This window comes from Nocardia spongicola, from assembly GCF_047200775.1.
Lineage (GTDB): Bacteria > Actinomycetota > Actinomycetes > Mycobacteriales > Mycobacteriaceae > Nocardia.
The window spans coordinates 61,337-78,369 of the sequence record NZ_JBJZOO010000011.1; the positions used below are offsets into that span (position 1 = coordinate 61,337).

A 17,033-nucleotide genomic window follows, 5' to 3' on the forward strand; every position below is an offset into this window, starting at 1 on the left:
CATCGAGGAATCACCGGATAGGATCAACCTTCACACTTTCTTTATATTTCCGCATGATAATGCGATCGGGTAACGAACCAAACCTGACAATCAGGAACATGACCCCGCCTGCAACAACAGGATCTACATACCCCGATCGATGAACACTGCTCTGCCGATGCCATGCCAGGGACCAGGTGGCCGAGCACGATCCCTACACTGCCGGGGCACCGACCCATGTCATATGGATAAAGTCCACCACCAGAAATGTGGTGGTGGACTGTTGAGATTACTCGAAGCCCTGAACTACGGACTCGCCAGAGCGGGCTCGAATAGGAACGATCTGGTGGAGCTAAGGGGAATCGAACCCCTGACCTTCTCGATGCGAACGAGACGCGCTACCAACTGCGCTATAGCCCCGTGCGATTCCCTGGGGAACCGCGCTGTGACACTGTATCAGGCCATCCCCCCTGTCGCCGAATCGACGGCTTGACCTGCGTTGATAGTGATCATCACGCACCAGCCGCTCGGCGGATGTCCCTGCCTGTGCGTGTGCGCAAGGCACGTGCGGCGGCGGGATCGAAGGGGTCGAGGTGGTCGAATACCGGGTCTTCGTCGTCCGGTTCGACGAGCTCCGAACGGCGATGCAGAGTGCGAGCGGTGTCGTGATCCATAGCGTCGAACTCGTGTCCGCCGCGACGCCCGTACGAGTCCGCTCCGCGGTACTGCCTGCCACGAGCGAGGCGGGCGGTGCGCCTGCGGCGGATCTCCTCCTCCATCCGCACTTGCCTACGCAAGTAAGCCAGATAGGTAACCAATGTCACAGTGGTGAACCCAGCGGCCCACCACAGGATCGGAGTGAGCAGGAAAGCCAGGATGCCGCAGCATAGTGCGGTGAGTAGCAAACCGAGGACTGCGCGTTGCCGGAAGGTATAGCGGGCCGCGCGGGCGATGGCGTCGGCTTCAGGGTCGAAGCCACCACGGCCACGCCGGGTAGGAATGAACTCCGGCTCCGCTGGATAGGCGTCGTAATCTTCCTCGGACACCGCGTAGGCGGGCACAGTGGAGCGCGCGGGCGGAATTCTGGCCGCGACTGGTTCCGGGTGGTATACGCCCACGTCGTCATCATCGGCCGCCGCAGCGGTTTTCGTGGCGGATTCGGCGACCGCGATATCGCCTTCCGATTCGCCGTCATCCGGCGCAGCGGTGGCACGGCCGGTGCCGGATGCCCCAGGGTCGTCCGGTACGGCGTCAGCGATGCCGGATGCCGTGGCTTCGATGGGATCGGCCGGGTTTTCCTCGTCGATCTCGGTGACGGGCTCGTCGGCCGGTGTTGTCATCCGGTCCTCCGCATCATCGCTGGGGGGATACTTTCTCGGTACGCGGCGGGGCCGCCAGTTCGGGTCGGTGTCGTGTCCGGCAGCCGGACCTTTCCGCGAACGCTTCGTTCCGTCACCGCGATAGAGGACCCTGGTCGCCAACGCGGCGTCGGTGATCCGGCGAATCCTCGGGTGGCGGTCGGCGAGAATCGGGACAAGGAAGAAGATCCAGAACACGACAAAGCCGATCCACAGAACCGAATTCGGCATCGCGTCAGTACCTCCGTCCCCGCCTGGTAGTCGCCGGTTCGGCCTGCGAGTGGGGCATTACCCGCCCCGTACTCGTCCGGCCGCCGTCCGACGCGGTGGCGTGGACACCGGTCGCCTCGCAGGCTCCCTGTCGATGGCACCTGTGCACCATCGATGTCCGTAGGCTAATTCTGGGTAGTACCAAGTTCCGGCAGGCGCGCCGGACACATCCGCCACACCCGTCACATTTCCACCACCGCGCCATACGCAGCGGCCATGCGGTACCGCGCAGAGACCGTGTACATCGCAGTCATTCACATCAAGGTGACGCGCCCCTCTCGCACCAGCCGGTCCACCACCGGTTCCGGCAGATCCTCTACGGTCATGCCGACCAGCAGGTGATCCCGCCAAGCACCGTCCACATCGAGATAGCGCCGCAGCAGCCCCTCCTCCCGGAAGCCGACATTGCGCAGCACTGCCTGGCTGGCCAGATTCTCCGGTCGTACCGTCGCCTCGACTCGGTGCAGCCCCACCGGCCCGAAGCAGTGGTCCAGCCCGAGAGCCAACGCCGCGGTCGCGACGCCCCGCCCGCCGAGATCCTTGGCCACCCAGTAGCCGATCCAAGCCGAACGCAGTGCGCCGCGCACGATATTGCCGATGGTCAACTGCCCGCTGAAGGCGCCATCCACCTCGATCACCAGCGGGATCATCGCGCCGCGGCGCGCTTCGGTCTTCAGGCTCGACCACAACGAGGGCCAATTGGACGCGTGGTTACGCGCCTCCCATGCCCCACGGCCGGTAGGTTCCCACGGCTCCAGATGCGCCCTGTCCCGCAACCTGATCCGGCTCCACGCCGCAGCGTCACGCAACCGAACCGGCCGCAATGTCACCTGTCCCGCCGGTACCAGGACCGGACCGAGCCGCACCGGCCACCCCGGGTGTTGCGCCACCCGGAAGACATTCATCGCATCCATGTTTCAGCCGCGTTGCGCGAGGAAAGCGACCTGAACCTCATCACCGGTGCGGATTTCGGTGTCATCAGGGTCGATCATAATCAGGCTGTTCGCCTCGGCGAGTGTGGCGAGCAGATACGAGGACGAGTTCGTACCGCCAAGGGGCTGAACCAGATAGTCGCCCGTGGTCTCATCCCGCATGAGTTGCGCGCGTAAGTACCCTTTACGCCCGGCCACAGAACTGATCGGCGTGATGGTGCGGGCTCGGACGATCCGGCGCATGGGATGTCTGCGCCCAAGCGCGATCCGGATCAGTGGGCGCACCATCACTTCGAAGGTCACCAACGCTCCGACCGGATTGGATGGCAACAGAAAAGTCGGCACCTCGTCGCGGCCGAGCTTGCCGAAGCCCTGTACCGAGCCCGGATGCATGGCCACCCGGGTGATTTCGAGCTCGCCGAGACCCTCCAGGGTCTCCCTGATCTGATCAGAAGCCCAACCGCCGACCGCGCCCGCGATAACGACTACTTCGGAGCGCACCAACTGCCCCTCGACCACATCACGTAACTGACGCGGATCGGAGCTGACGATACCGACCCGGTTCACATCCGCGCCCGCGTCCCGCGCGGCCGCGGCCAGCGCGTAGGAGTTCACGTCATAGACCTGCCCTGGGCCCGGCGTGCGATCGATATCGATCAGCTCACCGCCCACCGAGATCACCGAGAGCCTCGGACGGGGGTGCACCAGGACCTTGTCCTGCCCGACCGCGGCCAGCAGGCCGACTTGGGCGGCACCGATGATGGTTCCCGCACGCACCGCCACATCGCCTGGTTGTACATCGTCGCCGACGCGCCGGACATAATCACCGGAGCGCACCGCCTCGTACACCTTGATCCTTGCTCGCCCGCCATCGGTGAAATCCACTGGCAGCACCGCATCGGCAAGTGTCGGCATCGGCGCACCGGTATCCACACGGACGGTCTGCCGCGGCTGCAACCGAATGGGCTGGCGCGACCCGGCGATCACCTCGCCGACCACAGGCAGGGTCAGGTCGACGAGATCACCTGCCTCATCGCGAATCTCGGCACCCGCGGAAGCGACATCGACACTGCGCACCGCGTAGCCGTCGATCGCGGCCTGGTCGAAACCTGGCAGCGACCGCTCGGTAACCACGTCTTCGGCGCACAGCAAGCCCTGGGCCTCGGAAATCGCGACCCGGACCGGCCGCGGCGCGACCGCCGCCGCGGTTACCTTGATCTGCTGATCCTCAACCGAGCGCATCCAGCCCTTCCTGATCTCTTCGCACTCCATTCCCATTCGCGGGCATTCCATTCGCGTGCGCGCGAACCCACCGCGGCGCACGTCGATGCGTGCGCACCACGATGAACCATCATTCGTACCCGAGGGTTCATTCCTGGCGAAACTCGACCGAGCCCTCAGTCTCCTCGAGCCAGCCGCGGATCCCAATCCGGACCGAGCCGGTGGTTCAGCCACTCGCGCAAGGCGGGGCCGTATTCCTCTCGTTCCAATGCGAAATCGACTGCGGCACGCAGATAGCCGCCCGGGTTACCAAGATCGTGCCGCGACCCACGATGCACCACCACATGCACCGGGTGTCCCTCGTCGATCAACAGCGCGATGGCATCGGTGAGCTGCAATTCGCCGCCGGTGCCAGGTTCGATCCGGCGCAGCGCGTCGAAGATGGCGCGGTCGAGCAAGTACCGGCCCGCGGCGGCGAAGGTCGACGGCGCCTCGGCGAGCGTTGGCTTCTCCACCATCCCCTTGACACGCAAAACATTCGGGTTCACCGCATCCGGCACCCGCGCCACATCGAATACGCCGTAGGCGCTGACCTGTTCCTTCGGTACATCGATGGCGCACAGCACCGATCCGCCGCGTTTGCGGCGCACCCGGCTCATCACATCGAGCACTCCGTAGGGCAGTACCAGATCGTCCGGCAGCAGCACCGCGATGGCATCCTCGTCGTCGTCGAGGACTCGCTCGGCCTGCGCGACCGCGTGGCCGAGCCCGAGTGGCTCCTCTTGTACCACCGAAGTGACATCGAGTAATCCCGGCGCCTTGCGCACCTTCTCCAGCAATTGGTACTTCCCGCGCTCGGCGAGCGTGCTCTCCAGCACCAGATCCTCGACGAAATGCGCGACGACGCCATCCTTGCCAGGGGATGTGACGATCACCAAGCGCTCCGCACCGGAGCCTGCCGCCTCGCTGGCGACCAGTTCGATGCCGGGAGTATCCACCACAGGGAGGAGCTCTTTGGGCACCGTCTTGGTCGCGGGCAGAAACCGTGTTCCCAACCCTGCCGCCGGCACCACGGCCGTGCGGAAGCACGACACCGCCGTCGTGTCATCGGGCTGTCCGGCCTTCGCTGTCATGGGTATACCCTATCCGTCCATCCTGCCGCTGGTTCGGCGTCATACCGACTCGCTACCAGGGTGAGCCTATGGTGCTTACTGTGGAAATGCCCGGCGAGCGCGCTAAACACACATTGCGCGTCGAACTATCGGCCCGGCGAGCTGCGTTGAGCGCCCCCGAACTGGAGCGCGAGGCAACCGCTTTGGCCGCGACAGCAGGCACGCTCGGCGCAACGGGATGGGTCTGCGCGTATGTGCCGGTCGGTGGGGAACCCGGATCGACAGCGATGCTGGACGCGCTACGCTCCGGCGGAGCGCGGGTCCTCCTGCCGATCACCGGGAAACCAGGGCCGCTGAACTGGGCCGAGTACACTGGACCGAGTGCGCTTCGCCGCGCCCGCTACGGACTGCTGGAACCCATCGGCCCGGTGCTGTCGCCTGAGGCGGTCGCCGAGGCCGAGCTGATCCTGGTACCCGCCCTCGCGGTGGATCGGCGCGGGGTGCGTCTCGGCCGTGGCGCCGGCTACTACGACCGGACGCTGCCGGGTGCTCACCCCGACGCGCGACTGATCGCCGTGGTCCGGGACGACGAACTGGTCGGCCACCTGCCCGAGCAACCGCACGATATCCGCATGGGCTGGGCACTGACCCCCCACGCGGGCCTGCACCGGCTCGGTGTCGATCGCGCCACGGAATGAAATGCCGATTGGCGGTGTTGGCACTGTCGGCTGTAGAGTGCTAGACCGACGAAAACTGCGGAGGATCCTGTGCCAACTTATTCGTATGCGTGCACCCAGTGTGGCAACCGCTTCGACATCGTTCAGTCCTTCACCGACGAAGCCCTGAGCGTCTGCTCGGAATGCTCGGGAAAGCTACGCAAGCTGTTCAACTCGGTCGGCATCGTGTTCAAGGGCAGCGGCTTCTACCGCACCGACAGCCGTGGTAGCTCCGCCACCGCGAGCGAGCCCGCCAAATCCGACAGCGGTGCCACATCCGACAGCGGTTCGAGCTCCTCCGACTCCGGCTCCGCGAGCTCCGGCTCCTCCAGCGGTTCCGCCGCGTCCACCAGCACTGCCGTAGCCAGCTGATTCACGGGTTGTACACAACCCGTACCGCTATCCACAGACCCCTGCGGCCCGCCCATGCGCGAGGGAATTCCGCCATAGGATCCGGCCATGACTCGCGCACGCATCGAGCTGGGCCGGAATAGCTGGAATCCGTCCGAATGGCGCCGTCCGCCCTGGGCCGATGCGGTACTCGCCCGACGACTGCTCGCTGCCGCCCTCGCCGCATCGGCGGCTTTTCTCCTCTGGCGCGGCGACCCGACCACCGAGCGGGCAACAGTACTCGTCGCGAGCCGGGATCTGGCACCGGGAAAGCTCCTCGAAGCGGACGACCTGCGTGCGGTACCACATGAGGCGCGCACAGTACCCGAGGGCGCGAGTACCGATTCCGCCGCTCTTATCGGCGCGGCATTGGCCGGTGCTATGCGTCAGGGCGAAGTATTCACCGATTTACGCGTCGTCGGTGCCAGACTGGCCGCGGCGGCAACCGGCACCACCGAAGCCAGGATCGTACCCATCCGTCTCGCCGACACCGCGGTCACCGATATTTTGCGCGCAGGCGACCGCATCGATGTGATCGCCGCCGAGGACTCGCACGAACCCACCTCCCAGCCGGCTCGCACCGTGGCCACAGATGCCGCCGTCATCCTGGTCTCAGGCAAAACGGACCGACGAGGCGCCACGGAGCGCGTGGTCCTGCTGGCCATGGACGCCGATCACGCTGTGGCCGTAGCCGCTGCGTCGCTGCGCACCGCGTTGACTGTGGTCTTCCATTGATCCGCCGCGGACCGTGGAACATTCGCACGATCCGGCAGCCCCGACGCCACAATGCGAACGGGTTCGTCGGCATGCCGACGAACCCGTTCGCATTGTACTGATTGATCTTCGGTGCTCAGCCCAGGCTGAACGGCTGACCCCACAGGGTCACCGTGGAAATGACGTTGTCGGTCTCGACCTCGACGTTGACGAACGCCCGCGCCTGCGCGTAACCACCACAGCCCGACAGGCTGATGGTCTGATCAGCCCAGGTCACCGAACCGCTGGTGCCCTTGAACTTGTTACGGCCCGAATGCGATTCACTACCGAAGTCATCGGCACTCTCGCGATCGAGAATATTGAACGACTGCGCCTGCCCCGGGCCCAGCGACAGATTGCCACCGGAATTGGCGCCGAGACTACCTGCCCGGTTTCCATCCTTGTCCGTCGCCCATTCGACGCCGCCGCTGACGCCACCGTTAACAGCTCCACCGGAGATGTTCACCTGGCAGCCGACGACATAACCGGGGTAGATCTTGCCGCCTGCCGCACCGGACAGCTCGACCTGCGCGCTACCGGACACCCACGCGTTGCGGTGTACCGGGGTCGCGCCCATGGACGGGTTGATATTGGCCGACTCACCGACCAGACGGACCGTCACCACAGTGCCGTCCGACAGCGTCTGGGTGATCTCACCGCCCGGCAGCGGAACGAAGGTGTCGGCGTTCGCCGCACCTGTGGAGAACAGGCCCATAGCGATGGTGGCGGCGGCACCGGCACCGGCCATCCGCGCCACGTTCTTACGGTTGATCATGATTGATATCCCTCGAGGGTTGAGTTCGCTTCAGCAGGAGGATGTTTCAGTGGATTCGACAGACGTCAGCCGATGCTGAACGGCATCCCGTAGAGGGTGGTCTTGGAGTAGTGATCGCCGATGATCTCGACAACCGTGTAGGACCGCGCCTGGGCGTAACCCGCGCAACCCTGGATCGCGATCTCGATGTCCTTGTATTCGATCGAGTAGACACCCGGCTTCAGGATGTCCTTGTAATTGACCTGCACGAACTTGACTTCGCCTGGGCCGAGGTTCAGGCCGATCGAGCCACCGGCACTGACGCCCTTGAGGTCGATACCGCCGGACACGCCCGCGGAGATCGCGTCATCGGCGATGCTGACCTGGCAGCCGACAATGTAGCCGGTATTCACCTGCGACGCACCGTGCGTCGAGGAGTTGTTGGTGCCCGGGTTTCCGGTCGGGCCGTTGGTCGGACCGACCTTGCCCTCCGGAGTGACGGTGACATCGGCAGTGGCAGTGCCAGAGACCCAGACGACGCGCCCGGCGCCGTTGGCGGCCATCGACGGCGAAATCAGGGCGTGCTCTCCGGTCCGGGTGATCGTCACGCCAGGGCCCAGCTTCTCGCCGTCCGGCAACGGCACGAAGGTATCGGCATTGGCGGCGCCGGTCGAAAGCAGACCCATGGCCACGGCTGCGGCAGCGCCGACGCCCGCGACGCGGGCACCGCGGCGCGGACCATTGGTGCGGTTCTCGCTCATACTTCCCCTCATCAGGTTCAAACAGTCAACCTCGACCATCGAGGTTGCACAGCGGTCCTCTCAGGCCCAGCTCAGTGTGTCGCCCATTTGTTGCCGTTGCGTAACCTACTGTTATTTCAGCGCAACTTGCTTACCGACCAACGGGACTGAGCCGGGTTCCGCCGAGCGGGTCGAGCAGTTCGTGGGGGCCGACACCTAGGGTCCGGGAGGGTCCATTGCTAGTGGCTCAGTATGGAGATTAAACACTTGGTAACGAGACAGGCAACGCAATGTTTCATAAAGTTTCCGGTGATGTAAATCACAATTGCGTAGATTCGGATATGTCTTGACGTGCATAAATGCCGGATAGCTACAGCCGGGAAGCGGGTGCGATCCGGAGACGGACACGGAAGGCACTGGCGATCACATACGGGAAAGAGCCGTAAAAGATATCGTCCGAATAACTTTCGAACGGAAAAATCACGGGACGGTCGCGGCGCCATCGGGCACGACTACGTAGTTACTCCGTAGATAACGGAATCCTCAGCGGTGGTGCGGGGGAACCTGGGCACGCAACCAGTCCTCCGTAGACCGATCGCCATCGCGCTCATCGCGCTCATCGCTGGTGGTTTCGGGCAGAGCATCGCCGAAGATCGCCGCCAGACGCGCGGCATCCCTCGCCCGGCGATTCGCCGGGCGAGGGATTTCCGGTGGAGTACGCGAGGTGATTATTCGACCGATCCGGAGAGTTCACCGATCACCCGGCTGGCAAGCGGGCCGAGTGTCGCCATACCGTCCCTGACCGCGGACCTGGTGCCGGGCAGATTCACCACAAGGGTACTGCCGGAGACACCGGCCACTCCGCGAGACAGCACTGCGTCCAGCGAGCCTGCCACCCGACCGGAGGAACGTAACGCCTCACTGATTCCAGGCAATTCACGATCGAGCACTTGGGCGGTGGCTTCCGGCGTGACATCACGTGGAGACATCCCCGTGCCGCCGACCGAGATCACCAGATCGACCCCCCCGATCACCGCGGTATTGAGCGCATTGCGGATCTCCACCTCATCGGCCTGCACCGACACCGACGCGTCCACGAGGAAACCCGCCTCGGTGAGCAGTTCGGTGACCAGTGGGCCGAGTGAGTCAACACCTCCATGCGCTGTTCGATCATCGACCACCACCACCAGAGCACGCCCCGCCACAGGAGCATCGATTTCCATAGTGCTCACCGTAGCGCCTGCATCGATCAATTCGGCGGCCACACCGAGAACGTCGGCGTTGATATCGATCAGCGGAGACCATCTGCCCGGCGTTACCCGCATCATCGACCACCCTCCGCGGGCGCGCCGGTAAGAGTCACTTCGACGGTCCTCGGGTTGTTGCCTCGTTCATCGGTGTAAGTAACTTTCACTTTGTCTCCTGGCTGATGCGAACGGACTGCGGCGACCAGCGCGTTCCCGGAATCGATCGGTCGGTCGTCGAGCTTGGTCACGATGGCTCCCGGTGGGATGCCCGCGCGGGCAGCCGGACCGTCTGCCAGGACATCGCGGACCATCGCACCGGAAATCTGCTGTGCCGGGTCCTGCTGACGCGGCACAGTGACGCCGATCTGCGCGTAGGTGGCTTTCCCGGTCTTGATGAGTTCGTCGGCGACACGACGCGCCTGATCCACCGGGATAGCGAACCCGAGGCCGATCGAACCGGTCTGGCCACCGGTTATCTCGGTAGGTCCTAGTGTCGCGATAGCGGTGTTGATGCCGATCAGCTGCCCACGGCCGTTCACAAGCGCACCACCCGAGTTACCCGGGTTGATCGCGGCATCGGTCTGGATCGCGTCGATCACCGGGTTGGCCGCGAAACTCGCTTCGCTTCCATCACCTGAGGTCACAACCGGCCGGTTCAATGCCGACACAATGCCCGTGGTGACCGTGCCTGCCAGGCCGAGCGGTGAGCCGATCGCGACAACCGGCTCGCCAACCTGCAGATTCGCCGAGGTCCCCAGCTCGATCGGAGTCAGACCGCTCTTACCAGAGGCCTGGATGACCGCCAGATCGGATACCGGATCGGCCCCGACCAGTTTCGCCGGTGCACTGCTGCCATCGGAGAACATGACCTCCATCTGCGCGTTCGGCCCACCGCCAGAGGCCACGTGATTGTTGGTCAGGATGAGGCCATCGGAGGACAGGATCACCCCGGATCCCTCCCCTTCGGCCCTGGTGCTGGCCACCTTGATCATGACAACGCTCGGCAACACCTTCTGCGCGACCGCCTGGGTGGATCCGGCCGGAGCGTTGGTGGCGTTGCTGACATTGGGCTTCGGCGCCTCCAATGCGTTGGTGATCGGGGCCCGGCCGTCATCGGTACGGGCGACCAGCGCGCCTACCACGCCACCGACACCACCACTGACCAGTGCGAGCGCGAGCGCGCCTGCGATAAAGCCGGTACGGAGTGGACGCTTCGCCGATGCCGCAGGCACGCCGTAGTCGACACTGTGTGTAGGGGCATGCGGTGTAGGGGGGATACCCTGTGGCCGGCCGGATGCCCCTGGATAACCCGAGAACGGAGCGGCAGGGGCAGACTGCGCCGGATACTGCGCGGTCGGATATCCCGGATGCTCATGGGTGTCGTAACCGTGGTCAGGCGCATTCCCCGGCGCGGATAGGCCGCCGTGGATCGGCGCGGTCGCCTGGTGGTCCGTTCCGCCGCCCTGCGGCCCGGGCTCCCGGTGATCCTTCGAATCCTCGGTCATGGACTCCTCGTTTCTGCTCACGTGCCGACCAGCTTGGCAAGGGCGACTGAGAGCGGACTGAGATCGTGCTTTCAGTTTTCCGAGACCTGCGCGGCAGCCTGCGAGTACGAAACCAACTCGTGACCTGGTACCCCTGGTCTCGCGGTAAGTCGATCGGAACATGATCCGTCAATATCGCACTGCCGATGAATATTCCGCACAGCGTCTATATCCATACAACGCCTATTCCGTACGATGTCTATTCCCTGCGATGCCGAATCGTTCTGCCGTAACACCCTCCTCGCACCCGGTATCGCCTCAGTCGGGCGCGGGTGACCCGGCCTCACCGGGCAGCACGATGCGGACCACGGTGCCACCACGTTCCGATGTATCGATAGCGATGGTGCCGCCGTGCTTCGTCACCACCTGCTTCACAATCGCCAGGCCGAGACCGGAACCCGGCATGGAGCGCGATGAGGTGATCCGGTAGAACCGCTCGAACACCAGCTCCCGCTCGGCGATGGGGATGCCGGGCCCCGCGTCGTCGATGGACAACTCGAGCAGACCCGAACCGCTCTCCCGCATGACGATACGGACCTGGGCCCCGCTCGGGCTCCACTTGGCCGCGTTATCGAGCACGTTCAACACCGCGCGCTCCAGTCCAGCCTCATGTCCGTAGACGAACCATGGACGTAGATCGGCGACGAACTCGATGCCGGTCCTGCGGCGCCTGGCCCGCTCGAGAGCACGTTCCACCACCTCGCCGAGATCAACCCGTTCGTAGACGGTTTCCGGGGCGTCTTCCCGCGCGAGATCGACCAGATCGCCCACCAGCGTCGACAACTCTTCGATCTGGGCCACGACATCCGCGCGCAGCCCGGCCATATCCTCATCCGGTATGTGGGGTGCGCCCGGCCTGCTCGAGGCGATGAGCAACTCCATATTGGTCCGTAAGGACGTCAGTGGCGTACGCAATTCGTGACCGGCGTCGGCGACGAGCCTGCGCTGTCGATCGCGGGACTCGGCAAGGGCTCGCAACATCGTGTTGAAACTCTCCGTCAGCCTTGCCAGTTCGTCGTCGCCGGTCACCGGGATCGGCGTCAGATCGTCGGTACGGGCGATTCGCTCGGTAGCCGCGGTGAGCCGCGCGATGGGCCGCAGACCGGTCCGGCCGACCGTTGTGCCCGCGGCGGCGGCCAGCACGACACCGCAACCGCCGACAACGAACAACAACCAGGCGAGCCGATCCAGCACCTCCCTCGTCCGGTCCAGCCGTTGCGAAATGACCAGTGTGGTGCCCGAGGTCGTGTGGATGGCCAGCACTCGTTGATTACTCACGGTGCGCAACGAAGAACTTCGCTGCCCTTTCGCGACGGCGAGTTCCTCGGCACCGATCGGCGGTTCTGTCGATTGCGGGGGCCGGTAACGCTGGAGGTCGGAATAGATCAGTCCGATACCGGTGTCATCGTAGAAGGCGGTGGCGACCATCAGATTGAGGTTGTTGAACCCATACGGATTGCTGGCGATCACGGCGGCAGCCCGATTGCGCAGCTGAGCGTCTACATCGGCGTATAACGCGCGTGCGACCAGCGCGTAGGCCGCGATCGAGGTGAAAGCCACCGCGATCGCCACCACGGAGGCGGCCAAGAGCGTCACCCGCCAGCGCAACGACACCGAGCGGGTCAACGGCATAGGTGGCCGGATGTCCACTGGCTCCGGCATCCGCATATCCGCCGATTCCAGCGGCCGCTGGCCGAGCGCGGCGATAGTCGGTCGTTTGGGAACTGTCCGTGCCATGAACTCCCGCCTACGGAGGTGTCTCACGCAGTACATAGCCGACGCCGCGCACAGTGTGGATCAGCCGAGGCTCACTCTCGGCCTCGGTCTTGCGGCGCAGATAACCGATATAGACCTCCAGCGCGTTTCCCGAAGTCGGGAAATCGTAGCCCCAGACCTCCTCGAGAATTCGACTGCGGGTCAGTACTCGGCGCGGGTTCGCCATGAGCATCTCCAGCAGTGAGAACTCGGTGCGGGTGAGGCTGATCTGGCGAGCACCGCGGGATACCTCGCGCGTCACCGGGTCCAGCGAAAGATCGGCGAACTTCATCGTCTCCGACGCCTCGGCCGGATCAGCGGTGGTACGCCGGAGCAGGGCACGCAGCCGCGCCAATAATTCCTCCAGCGCGAAAGGCTTCGGCAAGTAGTCATCGGCCCCGGCGTCGAGCCCGGCGACGCGCTCGGAGACCGAATCGCGCGCCGTCAGAACCAGAATTGGCAAATCGTCACCGGTACTACGGAGCCGCCTGCATACCTCCAGCCCATCCAGCCTCGGCATCATCACGTCCAGCACGAGCGCATCCGGTCGCTGCGCAGTCGCCTTCTCCAGCGCATCCATTCCGTCTACCGCGAGTTCGACAGCGTAGCCGTTGAAGGTGAGTGATCGGCGCAGCGATTCCCGGACTGCCCGATCGTCGTCGACCACCAGAATGCGCATATCACCAGTTTGACGGTGCCGACTGAGAGGTAACTGAGAGACCCGCCCCGACACGCCGCGACGAGTTCGCGAACAGCGATTCCCATGCCGCCGCCCCGCGAGCCCGAACGGCAGGCAGCCGCTCCAGGAGTGTCGCTGATAAGCCGAGGCGCCTATAACATATTTCGCCGCGAAACACGTTCTCTACAACTGTATTCGACAATTGCAGATCAAGTACCCCGGATTGCCGATGCTCACGCTGCACGGTATGTTCCGTGCGGTAAAAAGAAGACCTCGAGTTTGCGGGTTGAATCAATACTGAACAGCCACGTGCAGCCGAGGTCACTGGTGAAGCGGAGGCGACAGAAGCGGATGGAAGCTGCACCGCGGTCCTGGCGATTCAGCCTGTTGAACTGGTCGGTCACCCGCAAGGTCGGCGTGGTGCTCGTGCTTCCGGTGCTCCTGGCCACGGTGTTCGCCGTACTCCGCATCAACAACGAACTGCGGATTCTGACGCAGTTGGACGCGGCCACCGAACAAGCGGTCATCATCCGGCCGATCATCAAGTTCGGTTCGGCCACCGAACAACTCGGTGTCACCGCGATCTCGACCTGGGGTAACACCGCCGACCCACAGACTGATGCCGCGCTGACCACGTTCGACCAAGCCCTGGCCGAGCTGGAAACCGCGATGCAGACCACGAAGACCAGCGGCCGGGTCACCTCCGAGCTCACCTCAGCCATTGCGACCGGCACCACGTTGCGCAACAGTTTGCGCAACGGCTCGCCCGCGATGATCAATGAGCAGACCGACGAGATCATGGTGCGCATCGGCAACGCGCTCGCGCTGTCGCCTTCCGTGGACGACCTGATCATCCAGCGGTACTTTCTGCAGCTGGCCTCGGTGGAGACCGCTCGACGCGTACTCACGCAGCAACGCATGCTGATCGGCTCGCCGGACGCGAGCCGTAACCCGAGCATCCGCCCTCGCGTGCTGATCGCCGCAGGCGCCGAAACCACGATGATCTACCAGTACGCGCAGATCCTGCCGGATTCCGCGGGCAGCATGAGTGGGCTGTTGGACGCGGTACAGACTCGAATGAACGTCTTCAGCCAGAACATCGCCGATCCGGCGACCGACCCCGCTGTGCTCGATTCGCTGTTGATCAGCTCGGAGACCTACCGGAAGACCACCGCGCATCTGATCGACACCATCGACAGCGCGCTCGCCGAGCGGACCACCGAAGCGCAGACCGGCGCGCTACGCGAGACGACAGTCGTCATCGGCATGCTGCTCGCCGGCCTGGCATTGGCCTTGTCGGTTGCGCGCACCCTGGTCGTCCCGATCCGCCGTCTACGGCGCGACGCGCTGGAAGTAGCACATGTCAAGCTGCCCGATGAGCTCGCCGTGGTACGCGCGGGCGGCACCACCCCGAGCATCACTCCAGTCGCGGTGCACACCTCCGATGAGGTCGGCCAGCTGGCCCGCGCCGTCGATGAGATCCACGAGCAGGCGCTCAATCTCGCCGCCGATCAAGCCCGCCTGCGCTTGCAGATCGGGAACATGTTCGAAACCCTCTCCCGCCGCAGCCAATCGCTGGTCGAGCAGCAGCTGACGCTGATCGAGGAGCTGGAGCACGACGAGGACAACGCCGACCGGCTACAGACCCTTTTCCGTCTCGATCACCTGGCCACCCGTATGCGTCGCAACGGCGACAATCTGCTCGTGCTCGCGGGCACCGCGCTACGCCGCGGCCAGCTGCACCCGGTACCGCTGTCGGATATGCTCTGGAGCGCGGTCTCGCAGGTGGAGGACTATCAGAGAGTCGAGATCGGCACGGTGCCCGAGGGCATCGTCGCCGGTGAGCCCGCAGTCGACATCGAGCACCTGCTCGCCGAACTGATCGACAACGCGCTGCGCTACTCCCCACCGACTACGCCGGTCACCGTGACGGTATCGCGCGCGGTGGACGGTGGCTATCTGATCGAAATCACCGACCGCGGTCTCGGCATGTCTCAGGAAGACCTGCAGATGACCAATGACCGGCTCGCATCCGGTGGTGAGGTCACCGTCGAGACGGCACGCCGCATGGGTTTGTTCGTCATCGGTAGGCTGGCCAAGCGCCACGCCATGACCGTAAGCCTGCGCCGTACCTCCACAATGGCACAACAGCCCGGTATCACCGCCAGCGTGCATCTACCCGGCGCTCTGGTCGCACCGCCGATGAACACCATCGACCCAGCGGACAAACCGCTCGACCGCACCGGCGAGCATGCGCTCGGATTCGCCGCACCTGCCACCGATACGCCGCCACAGAACCTGGTGCCGCTGCCGAAACCGCCCCAGCACGACACCGACCGTTTCGGCGTAACAAGTTCCGGGCTGCCCCAGCGACGACCGGCCGTGCGCAGCGTGGATACCGCCGACCAGCCCGCACTACCGGCTGGAGCGGGCCGGATACTCCCCCCGAAAGATCAGCCGCCCACCCAGCCATGGTCCGGGGGCACCGACCGGATGGAGTCCGACCGCACCGCATCCGGCCCATTCGGTCCGCCGATGCCTGCCGGACCCGAGCGATCCGGCACCGAAACACCTGGCCCGGCACGCATCGATTTGTGGACCGAGATCCAGGACGACACGTCGGATCCCGACCCGACCACGGCGACGGAACTCCCCGTAGCAGCGGAACCACCCATCACAAGGACCACTGCCCAGTCCGGTCTCCCGATCCGTAAGCCTGCCGCCGGATCCACCGAGATGCCATCGAAGACGGCAGCGCAACCGACGACAACCGATTCGACCGCGACACAGCCGGGCTCGGGCACCACCCAGCCCGAGTCCGGCGCGACACCACCGGGCTCTGGCGCTACCCCCACCCCGATCTATCAACGCATGGTTTCCGAGTGGCTGGTAGAGCCGGCGACCGCGCAGTCGACAGATAACGCGTGGTCATCACCAGGGGACGCGGGATGGCTTGCTGCTGAGGATGCCAGCCGCCCGACGACAACCGCACGCACCTCAGGCGGACTGCCGATCCGAAGGCCGGGCGCCCAACTGGTGCCAGGCGGCCTCAACCAGGCCGGGGATGCCGGAGCTCGTGATCCCAAGGAAATTCGCACCAACTTGACCAGACATCTCAGTGGGGTCCGCAGTGGACGGGCCGATGCGCAGCACAATGAGGGAGGGCTTGTATGACCAACGCGAACAACGCCACCACAGACGAGAATCTGAACTGGCTGGTTGCCCGCTTCACCCGAGATGTGCCCGGGGTGTCCCACGCCGTGCTGGTATCGGCAGACGGCTTGTTACAGGCCACCAGCCCGCACCTGCCCAGCGACCGCGCCGAGCAGCTCTCCGCTGTCACCGCGGGACTCGCCAGCCTTTCCATGGGCGCGGCCTCCCTGTTCGACGGCGGCAAAGTGATGCAGTCGATCGTCGAAATGCAGCGCGGCTATCTGCTGGTGATGAGCGTGGGCAACGGCTCGCATCTGGCTGTGCTGGCGAACAAGTCGCATGATATCGGCCGCATCGGCTACGAGATGGCGCTGCTGGTCGATCGGGTGGGCTCGGTGGTCACCGCCACCGCACGTACCGCCGTCTGAGT

Annotated in this window: 15 protein-coding genes and 1 tRNA gene; 5 read left to right on the forward strand and 11 right to left on the reverse strand. The window is 64.8% G+C overall.

The features are described from left to right. Positions 1-323 precede the first annotated feature (323 nt). The 5 genes from ACL02S_RS18430 to ACL02S_RS18450 all read right to left on the reverse strand — a co-directional run bounded on the left by ACL02S_RS18430 (position 324) and on the right by ACL02S_RS18450 (position 4,893). Positions 324-399 (reverse strand) — tRNA-Ala (locus ACL02S_RS18430). 92 nt (positions 400-491) lie between these two features. Continuing rightward, positions 492-1,568: a divisome protein SepX/GlpR gene (gene sepX / locus ACL02S_RS18435; protein ID WP_412803687.1), complete on the reverse strand. Its 1,077-nt coding sequence runs from the start codon at positions 1,566-1,568 to the stop codon at positions 492-494. A gap of 293 nt (positions 1,569-1,861) precedes the next feature. Then, complete coding sequence (locus tag ACL02S_RS18440) at positions 1,862-2,512, reverse strand: GNAT family N-acetyltransferase (protein WP_412803740.1); 651 nt, start codon at positions 2,510-2,512, stop codon at positions 1,862-1,864. Positions 2,513-2,524: 12 nt separating this feature from the next. Then, complete coding sequence (gene glp, locus ACL02S_RS18445; protein ID WP_412803688.1) at positions 2,525-3,781, reverse strand: molybdotransferase-like divisome protein Glp; 1,257 nt, start codon at positions 3,779-3,781, stop codon at positions 2,525-2,527. Positions 3,782-3,936: 155 nt separating this feature from the next. Next, positions 3,937-4,893: a UTP--glucose-1-phosphate uridylyltransferase gene (locus ACL02S_RS18450; protein WP_412803689.1), complete on the reverse strand. Its 957-nt coding sequence runs from the start codon at positions 4,891-4,893 to the stop codon at positions 3,937-3,939. A gap of 86 nt (positions 4,894-4,979) precedes the next feature. Here ACL02S_RS18450 and ACL02S_RS18455 point away from each other — a divergent pair, with 86 nt between their 5' ends. The 3 genes from ACL02S_RS18455 (at position 4,980) to ACL02S_RS18465 (ending at position 6,713) form a co-directional block, all read left to right on the forward strand. Further along, on the forward strand, positions 4,980-5,570 hold the full coding sequence (locus ACL02S_RS18455) for a 5-formyltetrahydrofolate cyclo-ligase (protein WP_412803741.1): 591 nt from the start codon (positions 4,980-4,982) through the stop codon (positions 5,568-5,570). 69 nt (positions 5,571-5,639) lie between these two features. Then, complete coding sequence (locus ACL02S_RS18460) at positions 5,640-5,960, forward strand: FmdB family zinc ribbon protein (RefSeq protein WP_412803690.1); 321 nt, start codon at positions 5,640-5,642, stop codon at positions 5,958-5,960. Between the two features lie 87 nt (positions 5,961-6,047). After that, positions 6,048-6,713, forward strand: coding sequence for an SAF domain-containing protein (locus tag ACL02S_RS18465; RefSeq protein WP_412803691.1), 666 nt, complete (start codon positions 6,048-6,050; stop codon positions 6,711-6,713). 115 nt (positions 6,714-6,828) lie between these two features. Here the strand turns inward: ACL02S_RS18465 and ACL02S_RS18470 are convergent, their stop codons facing one another. From ACL02S_RS18470 to ACL02S_RS18495, 6 genes are all read right to left on the reverse strand, one after another. Further along, positions 6,829-7,506 (reverse strand): MspA family porin, encoded by a 678-nt coding sequence (locus ACL02S_RS18470; RefSeq protein ID WP_412803692.1) that lies wholly within the window; start codon positions 7,504-7,506, stop codon positions 6,829-6,831. 65 nt (positions 7,507-7,571) lie between these two features. Continuing rightward, a complete protein-coding gene (locus ACL02S_RS18475; RefSeq protein ID WP_412803693.1) occupies positions 7,572-8,246 on the reverse strand; it encodes an MspA family porin in 675 nt (224 codons plus the stop codon). Positions 8,247-8,953: 707 nt separating this feature from the next. Next, a complete protein-coding gene (locus ACL02S_RS18480) occupies positions 8,954-9,448 on the reverse strand; it encodes a MogA/MoaB family molybdenum cofactor biosynthesis protein (RefSeq protein WP_412803742.1) in 495 nt (164 codons plus the stop codon). Between the two features lie 101 nt (positions 9,449-9,549). Continuing rightward, positions 9,550-10,977: a S1C family serine protease gene (locus ACL02S_RS18485; protein ID WP_412803694.1), complete on the reverse strand. Its 1,428-nt coding sequence runs from the start codon at positions 10,975-10,977 to the stop codon at positions 9,550-9,552. A gap of 297 nt (positions 10,978-11,274) precedes the next feature. Further along, positions 11,275-12,684 carry a HAMP domain-containing sensor histidine kinase gene (locus ACL02S_RS18490; RefSeq protein WP_412803743.1) on the reverse strand — a complete coding sequence of 470 codons (1,410 nt, stop codon included), beginning with the start codon at positions 12,682-12,684 and terminating at the stop codon, positions 11,275-11,277. Positions 12,685-12,763: 79 nt separating this feature from the next. Beyond that, positions 12,764-13,450 carry a response regulator transcription factor gene (locus ACL02S_RS18495; protein WP_412803695.1) on the reverse strand — a complete coding sequence of 229 codons (687 nt, stop codon included), beginning with the start codon at positions 13,448-13,450 and terminating at the stop codon, positions 12,764-12,766. 351 nt (positions 13,451-13,801) lie between these two features. On the opposite strand from ACL02S_RS18495, the gene ACL02S_RS18500 reads away from it, so the two are divergent. Further along, a complete protein-coding gene (locus ACL02S_RS18500) occupies positions 13,802-16,624 on the forward strand; it encodes an ATP-binding protein (protein ID WP_412803696.1) in 2,823 nt (940 codons plus the stop codon). Beyond that, entirely contained in the window at positions 16,621-17,031 is a 411-nt protein-coding gene (locus ACL02S_RS18505; RefSeq protein WP_412803697.1) for a roadblock/LC7 domain-containing protein, read from the forward strand. Before ACL02S_RS18500 ends, ACL02S_RS18505 begins: the two co-directional genes overlap by 4 nt. The last annotated feature ends 2 nt before the right edge of the window (positions 17,032-17,033 follow it).